The following is a 6,357-nucleotide window of genomic DNA, read 5'->3' as shown; positions in this document are numbered from 1 at the left end:
GGCTTTGTTGCATAGCTACTTGCATTAATATTTTATATAAAAAATTTAAGCAGCTGTTTCAAACTTTGGCATACCAATTTCAGTAAATCTATTAATTAAATAGCACTTAATTAATAGCTCTTTTTCACGATTCATTTCAGACTTATTTTTTAAACTAAATCCAAATGTTTTTTTGAGCCTAAAGAAAAAGCCCTCAATATGTGATCTTAAGCCATATTTCATCACCATTTTCCATTCTTTTACACCATCTTCATAGTTTTTGTAAGATTGTATAACCTTAACATTGTTGTTTCTTTCTGATAAATAATCCACCTTTTCACGGACTGTTGCATTCTTTATGGGTCGGATTATAGGTTTAATATTAAGTTCTTTACAAATCTTATATACATTTCTTCCGTCATAAGATGCATCTGCACGAATAGATGAAATGCCATACTTGCCGTCCATTTCTTCAAGCATACTACATGCTAATATACTGTCACGTAAAGTTGAATTGGTATACTTAATGGCTATTACTTTTTTGCTTTCTATATTTAAAGCAGCATGTAATTTTCTTACTTGATCTGCTCTATTATACTTTCTTGTTTTGACATTATCTTTGTTATGCTGATCACTATTACTATAGATACTGATTACTGTGCTATCCATAGCAATTTCAATATTTTCTACATCATCTCTATTCACTCTATAATCATTGATCTTCATATTGAGCTTACTTAGTCTTCTAGAAGACTGGGAATAGCTAATGACTTCCAAATCCTTTTCTATCTTTTTTAGATATCCTTTTACAAAACCTACTGCCTGCCTTAAACCTATCCTAAACAGTGAACTATTATATGTATTAAAATCACGGCCTTATCACTATAAACATTGTTGCCGCCAGACACTTTTGGACTGTTTTCATACCAATTGTCTATTGCTTCATCAATAAAGTGAAAAACATTTCCTCTTTTTTCAAGAAATTCGTTATATTCTCCTTGGTTACTTACTCTCATTTTTTGTGGCATAAACTATATTTCTTTCAAAATGCTTACTTTACAACAAAATCTGTTAGTAACTCATATTTTAAAAGGCTTTTTCCCTTTCTAAAATATTCTTGCTATGCAACAAAGCCACCCTGGGTCAAGTCTTTATAATTCACAAGAAATATTTCAATATTTGCAAAGTCGTACTTTCCTGATAAAACATCTTTTTCTTTAATATCAACACTATTTAATGTCCCTTCAATTTCTAGATTATCAGTTTTTAAATCGCTGTTTAATATTATACTACTGGCTGTAAATCCACTTGAAGATTTATAGAGTATATTATTAATATTTAAATCTTCATCATAGTCAGTGAATCCCATTACTTCTCCACATGCAAGGGTTAATTTCCAGCACGTAGCGATGGTAAGTAATTCTTGAGCTAAATGATTTTTTAGTGTGGTTTGCATATGGGACTCCTGTTTAATTGATTGAATTTGAAAGTAGCTATACGGCTAGTAGAATAAGGAAAGTGTGTTCTTTTCTCATCATCTAAGTAGCCATAAAGCGTCATTCCAGTGCTTGACATACAGCTTTACAAACAAATGTTTGTAAAGGCAGTATGTTAAGTGTTATAGCCGGTTTTGCCTCAAAGACAAAGGCAGTGCCTTGACTACTTGGATCCAGAAAAATTGATTGTGCATTATACAACATTTTCGATCAAAAGCTGGATTCCAGCCTGGAATGACAGGAGAGGGGTGCTGGGATAACAAGGAGAGAAATACTGGTATGACAAAAATTGGCACTGAGACGATAGAAAAGGAGCATTATGGAATATGGCTACAAAGGCTTATACTCCTCAACATCACCTGATTTTGCATCTTCGATGCCTGAAAGGATTTCTTTAATGATGTTATAGCTTAGCTCAGGGTTATCTTCAACAACTTGACCAATTTTAGCCCAATGCTCAATTTGCTGCGGTACAGAACGATTTTGCAACATAGAATGAGACTGCACTATTTTCTCAAGCTCCCCATCAAGATTTACTGTTATATCCATGATATTGTTACTTCTACTTTAAGCTATTATACCATATATTGAAAATTTTTTCAATATAAACAATTTTCATCTGGAAATACACACCACATTGAATTGTGGTGTGTACTAGCTGGTTAGAAAGAAAACTTCACACCAGTAAGTAGAAGAATTCCTTGATTAGAAGGTACATCGGTACCCTTTTGATCTTTCAGCGCACCTTTTTCATCAGTCATAAAATAATGTAAGGCTGCGTAAGGAACAAATTTGCTCTTACTGCATGCAGGAGAAAGATCATATTGAACGCCAAGTGCACCATCGTGAAGCATATCTCCATCATTCATTCTACTGCCAAAGTATGTCAAGCTTGTGTAGATATTCTCATATTGATAACCAGCCCCTGCAGTCCAATACATTGTATCCTCTGTATTAAATTGCGTTAAGCCGCTTTTTCTAGCATTATCACTAGTATCTTTATACTTTTTTGCAGTGGGGCCGTATTCCTTAATACTCTTTGGTTGACCAGATTTGCCCAAGTATGCAAAAGAGGCAGCAAATTTTATGCCTTGGTCTTCATTAATCTTATAATCAGCGCTTACACCCAAATTCACACCCATTAGGTCATTATACTCCGTAAATTCTTTATAAAGATGCTTATCTTCATTTGGTTTTTTTGCCTGACCATACTCACCAACCACAGAGGTTTTAACTTTTATATTATGTTTACTAAAGTCATATTCATATGATGCACCAGCGCTTACTATGTGCTCATAGTCTGGACCAACATGTCTTATATCATTATCCTCCTTCACAATAAATAAACTACTATCATAGCGAGGTGAGTAGCTAATACCAAACCTTGCACCCATATAATTTGGTGAGTAGTAAGCAGCTCTAAACGGCAGTGTAGTCATAACGTCTTTATGGTACTTCCCTGCCATACGGAAAGAGAATCTTTCACTTTCACTTGAGAAACTTTCAGTGTAAAGACGTGGCGTTACGTAAAATGGAAAACTTGCAGCGCTCCCTTCTAAATTCACTTTTCTGAACCAGTCACTATCTGCAGCTCCATCAATAGTTGCAATTCTTGTTGCATCAAGTCTCATCAGAGCCTCAGGACCAAATTGATAACCAAGTTTCAAATCACCATATTTTGAATTAACAAACACATGCGCACTTCTGCCTTTTGCAGCATGAACACCCTGTGAAGCTCCCTTACCTTCAGTAACTGGGACATGAAACTGCACATCAGCACCATAAAGAAGTGCTAAATCTTCATTTTTGTTTTCAGCTCTTAAGTGCAATATTGCATCCGAAATCATACCCATGCTTTCGCTGTAATCACCAATATTTCCTATTCCTTCAGGAAATACCGGATTTGCTCCCTTTATTTCATCTTGAACATTGTTAAAATAATCTGTAGATTTTCCTGGCATAATGTTATAACGCTTATCACCAATTATTCCAGGTTTACCATGGCTTTGAGCATCAACAACACCACCGAAAGTTATTCTTAAGCCATCTTTTCCTTGGTTAGTGTCGATAATATCAACTCCACCAACTGAAACAACAGGATTTGCCTTAACTTTTTCCTCTGTATTTTTATTAATAACTTTTACATCTTTAGCTTTAGAAACCTTAGTTTTTGAAACTTTACCTTTTTCTATATTAGAATTCTTAGCATTTAGAGCTTTCGCTTTTGAATCCTCTATAAGCTTTGCTTTTTTCTCATTTGCTAGCCTAATCTCCTCTGTTTTCTTCTGCTCGGCTGCTAATCTTAGCTCCTCTTTTTTCTTAAGCTCTTCAGCTTTTTTTCTTGGATCAGTATTACATATTCTGTCCATCTTTTCTTTCAGTTTTTTATTTGATGTTTTCATAACTTCTGTTTTTTCAGAAGTTTTTGTGCTCTCTTGCTTTTTTATTTCCTTCATACTCTCATCAGAAAAGTCAGCTGCAAAACTGCTGAAAGAACATAAAGTTAATAAAGAAACTAGAGCAGTTCTAGTATAAATAGATTTTTTCATGAAGTGCCCCCAAAAAATTTCGAAATCATTGTCTTAAATGTAAATAATATAAAAATGTTGAAAATTCAACTTAAAGCAACCTTATAACGAAAATAAAAGTAAAATGCAATACCTTAAAAGCAACTTTCTTAATACGCTCAACGTGTATATTAACCAAAATTTAGTACAGAAGTCCGCTTATTAGTGCATTATAACTCTACTATTTATTCTATGGAAGTAAAATTTTTCCACCACAAGTTATTTGCCATTCTTCTTTAAATTTCTTCAGATGTTCTTTTTTTTCGCACTCTAAAAGCAGCTCTTCCACGCTTTTGTTGTAGCTTTCAGTAGTAATCCTTCCCTGATGATGCATGAACCTTAAGTAAATCAAATAAGTATTAATTACATCCGTTTCGCAATAATCTCGAATCTCTTGTATTTTGCCGCTATCGTATAAGCCCATAACTTGTGACCCATCAACTCCAATCTTACCAGGAAGATTAAATGCTGCGCAAACTTCGTTCATTTTTACTCTTGCAGAGGCTCCAAAATCAGAGAGGGTTTCAAGTAAGTCACAATGCCAATCACTACTATATCTCTGATTATAACTATTCCACTTATCGCCAGCTTTATGAAAATATTCTGCTTGAATGCCATGGACCATAGCACGATACTTTAGCACTGGTATATCAAAAGTGCGTCCGTTGAACGAAACTAATCTTGGCTTTTTCTCCGATATGTAGTTAAAAAATCCTTTCACTAGCTCCTTTTCACTGGAATTTAGTGTGCCTCCAGATCTAATTTCTTGCAGTGTGAATACTTCGTAATCGCTCTGGCAGCTTATATTGCAAAGTAAAAAACTGATAACTACAATTTGGTGGAAGGGCTGACGCAGAAAAGAGTTCTGCCCGTTTGTTATTTCCAGGTGGTACTTTGTTAATGCATCCCTCTTCTCTTCTACACTACTATTGTCATCAATATCCAGCAAATTCTTGCAGGAATTTATATCCGGTATAGTTTCAATATCAAATACTAACAGAGAATTAAGCATTGCCTATATACTCCTCCGGACGGTCGATCCAAGGTCGCACTTTTACGAACAAAAAGAGGTGAACCTTGCACTCAAATAATTTTTCTAGTTCAGCACGTGCTTCGATATTAATTTTTTTAATATTACTGCCATCTTTCCCTAGCACTATTTTTTTATGATTATCTTTCAACACGAATATGATCTGTTTGATGACTAAACTCTCATCTTTTTTTTTCTCAAATTGTTCAGTTATAACAGCTGTAGAGTATGGCAATTCTTCATGCAAGTTCAAGAATAATTTTTCTCTCGTAATTTCTGCTGATAAAAAATTTGTCGAGGAATCGGTTATTTGATCTTCTTCATAAAACCAAGGGCTCACCGGTGCAACTTCAGACAAGTAACTCATCAAATCAGAAAGGCCATCATTCTTTAATGCTGATATCGTAAACACCTTTTCAAAATTATAAAGCAGATTCAGATGCTCATGAGCCATCTTGAGTTCTGGCCTTTTTACCAAATCAGTTTTATTGATAACCAAAATGCATCTGCCTTTTGTGCGCTGCAGTCGTGCAAATATAGTTTTTATTCTTTCTATGTTTTTTAAGTAATTGCTTACATCAACAAGTAACAAAGTGATATCATCACCCTTTATTGCTAACCATGCAGACTTGACTAAAGCTTTTTCAAGTTTTGTTTCTGCTGAGAAAATTCCTGGGGAGTCAGTAAAGACAATTTGTGTGTTGTTGCATGTTGCAATACCCCTTATTTGCGTCCTTGTTGTTTGCACTTTGGGTGTAATAATTGCAATTTTCTTGCCTATGATGCTGTTAATTAATGTAGACTTCCCAGCATTTGGTAAGCCAGCTATGGTTACAAATAAGCACTTTTGTTCTTTCACAAAGGAAATTATAAAGAAAACTGGATGACAGTGTCAAGCACTGGAATCTCGGCAACCCCTACGTCATCCCGCCTCGGTATCTCTAGATCCCGCTAACAAGTAGCGCGATGAAGGTTGCCAGGGTAGCTGTCATCCCAGTGCGTGACACTGGGATCTAGTCTTTATCATGCAGCCACTTGGTTGAAATTACGTCTTCTGGATCCCAGTGTCTGGGCACTGGGATGACACCCTACTAGCAGAAGTTACTCTCGAATGTTTGTTCATGTTGCTATAAGTATTAAGAAATTTACCAAACGAAAAAAAAGGCAAAAGAAACCCCGTGTTAGCTAATTATCACTCTCTAATTCTGCAAATTGGCGTACTATACTGTCTTAAACGACTTATAAGCGCGTTTCAGCTTATATAGGTAAAAATCCAGAAATGTTG

At 35.1% G+C, this 6,357-nt stretch carries 7 protein-coding genes and 1 pseudogene; 1 reads left to right on the top strand and 7 read right to left on the bottom strand.

Features of this window, described 5'->3' with window-relative positions; genetic code table 11:
* Positions 1-45: 45 nt before the first annotated feature.
* Positions 46-1,007 (bottom strand): annotated as a pseudogene (locus OZD70_RS04755) (IS5 family transposase).
* 92 nt (positions 1,008-1,099) lie between these two features.
* Positions 1,100-1,435 carry a DUF2163 domain-containing protein gene (locus tag OZD70_RS04745; RefSeq protein WP_275021224.1) on the bottom strand — a complete coding sequence of 112 codons (336 nt, stop codon included), beginning with the start codon at positions 1,433-1,435 and terminating at the stop codon, positions 1,100-1,102.
* 174 nt (positions 1,436-1,609) lie between these two features.
* Between OZD70_RS04745 and OZD70_RS04740 the strand changes: the two genes are divergently transcribed.
* Positions 1,610-1,735, top strand: coding sequence for a hypothetical protein (locus OZD70_RS04740; RefSeq protein WP_275021223.1), 126 nt, complete (start codon positions 1,610-1,612; stop codon positions 1,733-1,735).
* A 70-nt stretch (positions 1,736-1,805) separates the two neighbouring features.
* Here OZD70_RS04740 and OZD70_RS04735 read toward each other — a convergent pair whose 3' ends face one another.
* The 5 genes from OZD70_RS04735 to OZD70_RS04715 form a co-directional block, all read right to left on the bottom strand.
* Entirely contained in the window at positions 1,806-2,024 is a 219-nt protein-coding gene (locus OZD70_RS04735; RefSeq protein WP_182183466.1) for a TA system antitoxin ParD family protein, read from the bottom strand.
* Between the two features lie 113 nt (positions 2,025-2,137).
* Complete coding sequence (locus tag OZD70_RS04730; protein ID WP_275021221.1) at positions 2,138-4,024, bottom strand: WD0745 family porin; 1,887 nt, start codon at positions 4,022-4,024, stop codon at positions 2,138-2,140.
* Positions 4,025-4,232: 208 nt separating this feature from the next.
* Positions 4,233-5,054, bottom strand: coding sequence for a 3'-5' exonuclease (locus OZD70_RS04725; RefSeq protein ID WP_275021220.1), 822 nt, complete (start codon positions 5,052-5,054; stop codon positions 4,233-4,235).
* On the bottom strand, positions 5,047-5,931 hold the full coding sequence (era, locus tag OZD70_RS04720; protein ID WP_275021219.1) for a GTPase Era: 885 nt from the start codon (positions 5,929-5,931) through the stop codon (positions 5,047-5,049). Before era ends, OZD70_RS04725 begins: the two co-directional genes overlap by 8 nt.
* A 186-nt stretch (positions 5,932-6,117) precedes the next feature.
* Complete coding sequence (locus OZD70_RS04715; RefSeq protein ID WP_259346654.1) at positions 6,118-6,240, bottom strand: hypothetical protein; 123 nt, start codon at positions 6,238-6,240, stop codon at positions 6,118-6,120.
* Between the last annotated feature and the right edge of the window lie 117 nt (positions 6,241-6,357).

It is taken from the genome of Wolbachia endosymbiont of Drosophila tsacasi (assembly GCF_028982115.1).
Lineage (GTDB): Bacteria > Pseudomonadota > Alphaproteobacteria > Rickettsiales > Anaplasmataceae > Wolbachia > Wolbachia pipientis_B.
Note: the sequence above shows the minus strand (reverse complement) of the source record. Positions and strands in the feature narration are given on the sequence as shown.